At 69.5% G+C, this 2,957-nt stretch carries 3 protein-coding genes; all 3 read right to left on the bottom strand.

The window, feature by feature from the left end:
- Window positions 1-103: 103 nt before the first annotated feature.
- The 3 genes from AAHM41_RS39700 to AAHM41_RS39710 all read right to left on the bottom strand — a co-directional run bounded on the left by AAHM41_RS39700 (window position 104) and on the right by AAHM41_RS39710 (window position 2,908).
- A complete protein-coding gene (locus AAHM41_RS39700) occupies window positions 104-802 on the bottom strand; it encodes a GntR family transcriptional regulator (RefSeq protein WP_342242162.1) in 699 nt (232 codons plus the stop codon).
- Window positions 803-819: 17 nt separating this feature from the next.
- A complete protein-coding gene (locus tag AAHM41_RS39705) occupies window positions 820-2,337 on the bottom strand; it encodes a tripartite tricarboxylate transporter permease (RefSeq protein ID WP_342242163.1) in 1,518 nt (505 codons plus the stop codon).
- A gap of 64 nt (window positions 2,338-2,401) precedes the next feature.
- Window positions 2,402-2,908 carry a tripartite tricarboxylate transporter TctB family protein gene (locus AAHM41_RS39710; RefSeq protein WP_342242164.1) on the bottom strand — a complete coding sequence of 169 codons (507 nt, stop codon included), beginning with the start codon at window positions 2,906-2,908 and terminating at the stop codon, window positions 2,402-2,404.
- Window positions 2,909-2,957 lie beyond the last annotated feature (49 nt).

Consider the following 2,957-nt stretch of genomic DNA (forward strand, 5'->3'; position numbering starts at 1 on the left):
CGCGCGCCCCCCCCCCACACCCCTCCCCCTACCCCCCTCCCGCAAGGGGAGGGGGGACAGGAAGGGAGTACGCTTTCCTGCCCGCGATCGTTCCCGGCCCCCCTCACGCCAGGAAGTGGCAGTTCCGCTCGATATGCTCGGCCAGGCCCAGCGTGTGGTCGCGGTCGAGGCGGGCGGCGAGGTCGGCGTCGCGCCGCTCCAGCGCCTCGATGATCCGCAGATGGTCCTGGATCGAGCGGTCGGCGCGGTCGGCCTCGCGGATGGTGCGGCGCCGGATGGCGTCGATCTGCAGGAACAGGTCGGCCGTGCGGGCGACGATCAGCCGGTTGCCGCCGAGCCTGACGATCGCCCGGTGGAAGGCGATGTTGGCGTCGGAATAGCCCTCGATCTCCGCCGCCGGCCGGCCCTCGAAGCCTTCGAACAGGCCGCGCAGCGCCGCGATCTCCGCCGCCGTCGCCCGGGCCGCCGCCAGCCGCGCCGCCATGCTCTCCAGCGCCGCCCAGACCTGCACCATCTCGACGATCTGGCGCTTGGTCCGGCGCCGGACGAAGATGCCGCGGCGCGGCAGGGTCAGGACGAAGCCCTCCTGCTCCAGCACCGTCAGGGCCTCGCGGATCGGGGTGCGGCTGACGCCGAGGTCGCGGCACAGCTGCCGCTCGTCCAGCCGGATCTCGCCGGGATGGTCGTACAGGTCCATCGCCGAGATCGCGTGCTTCAGCGCCAGATAGGCCTGGGCGCGGAAGCTGTCATTCGCGTCGAGGCGTGAGAGCGCCAGCCGGGTGCTGATCCGCGCCTCGAGCACGGTCCCCTCCCCGTCCCTCAGTCCGCGGCGACGATCGGCTTGGTGCCGCCGCGCAGCCGCGCGATCGCCAGCGAGATCAGCGGCCAGCACAGCATCGCCAGGGCCAGGGCGCAGATGCCGCCGACCAGGCCGTTCGACCAGAAGATCGACAGGCTGCCCTGCGACGACAGCATCGCCTGCCGGAACGAGCCTTCCGCCATGTCGCCCAGCACCAGGGCCAGGACCAGCGGCGCCAGCGGATAGGACAGCTTCTTGAACAGGTAGCCGACGACGCCGAAGACCAGCATGACGCTGATGTCGGCCAGGGCGTTGTTGACCGTGTAGGCGCCGACCGCGCAGATGACGATGATCACCGGCGCGATGATGCTGAACGGGATGCGCAGGATCGAGGCGAACAGCGGCACCGTGGTCAGCACCACGATCAGCCCGGCGATGTTGCCGAGATACATGCTGGCGATCAGGCCCCAGACGAAGTCGGGATGCTCGACGAACAGCAGCGGCCCGGGCTGCAGGCCCCAGATCAGGAGGCCGCCCAGCAGCACCGCCGCGGTCGGCGACCCCGGGATGCCGAGGGTCAGCATCGGCAGGAGCGCGCTGGTGCCGGCGGCATGGGCCGCGGTCTCGGGCGCGACCACGCCCTCCATCTCGCCCTGGCCGAAGCGCTTGCCGTTGCGCGAGAACCGCTTGGCCAGGCCGTAGCTCATGAACGAGGCGGGGGTGGCGCCGCCCGGGGTGATCCCCATCCAGCAGCCGACGATCGCGCCGCGCACCGCCGTGACCCAGTATTTCGGCAGCTGCTTCCAGGCCTCCAGCACCACCTTGGCGTTGATCTTCGCGCTCTTGCCGCGGAAGGCCAGGCCTTCCTCCATGGTCAGCAGGATCTCGCCGATGCCGAACAGGCCGATCACCGCGATCAGGAAGTCGAAGCCGCGCAGCAGCTCGGTGGAGCCGAAGGTCATGCGCAGCTGGCCGGTGACGGTGTCGAGGCCGACCGCGGCCAGGGCGAAGCCCAGCATCATCGAGGCGATCACCTTCAACGGCGCCTCGCGCCCCATGCCGATGAAGCTGCAGAAGGTGAGAAGCTGGACCGCGAAGAACTCCGCCGGTCCGAAGCGCAGGGCGAAGCTGGCGATCAGCGGCGCCAGGAAGGTCAGCAGCACGACGGCGATGAAGGCGCCGAAGAAGGAGGAGGTGAAGGCGGCGGTCAGCGCCTCGCCCGCCTTGCCCTGCTGGGCCATGGGATAGCCGTCGAAGGTGGTGGCGACCGACCACGGCTCCCCGGGGATGTTGAACAGGATCGAGGTGATGGCGCCGCCGAACAGCGCCCCCCAGTAGATGCAGGACAGCATGATGATCGCCGAGGTCGGCGACATGGCGAAGGTGAGCGGCAGGAGGATGGCCACGCCGTTGGCGCCGCCCAGCCCGGGCAGGACGCCGATCAGCACGCCGAGCGTGATGCCGACGAACATGTAGACGATGTTCATCGGGTCGGCGAGCACGCCGAAGCCGTGAATCAGAGAATAGAGAGCGTCCAACGGTCCCTCCCAGCGTTTCGCCTCGCCCGCTGCGCGCGGGTCTGTCGTTGTTCCGATCGGCCGGCTAGTAGCCGAGCATGGTCTCGAGCGGCCCCTTGGGCAGCGGCACCAGGAACCAGATCTCGAACATCAGGAAGAGCGCGACCGGCACCAGGATCGCGACGGGCACGATCTTCGCGACCGGGTATCTGCCGAGCCAGCGCATGAAGAAGGCGATGAACAGAGCCGCGGCGACATAGAGGCCGGTGAAGCCGATCAGCGCCACGAACACGATGGTCGGCACCAGCACCTTGAGCACGAGCTTGAGCTGCGACCGGCCGACGAAGGCGCCGAGGTCGGCCGACCGGCCGAACAGGTTGACCAGCAGCGTGCCGGCGCTGGCCAGGAACAGGGCGACGCCGACATAGAACGGGAAATAGCCCGATTCCGGGCCGTCATAGGCCCAGCCGATGCCGACCCGCAGGCTGTCGACCATCACCACGACGGCGACGATCATCAGGACAGCTGCGACGACGATCTCCATCGTCCGCATGCTGACGGTGCTCTCGGACCCCTGGTCGTGGTTCGCCATGCCTGATCCTCCTCGGGGGACGGGGCGGGGGCGGGCCGGCCCCCCCGGG

It is taken from the genome of Inquilinus sp. OTU3971 (assembly GCF_038440215.1).

Coding starts and splice junctions, on each gene's coding strand:
- AAHM41_RS39710 (WP_342242164.1), bottom strand. CDS start 2,908: ATGGCGAACCACGACCAGGGGTCCGAGAGCACCGTCAGCATGCGGACG.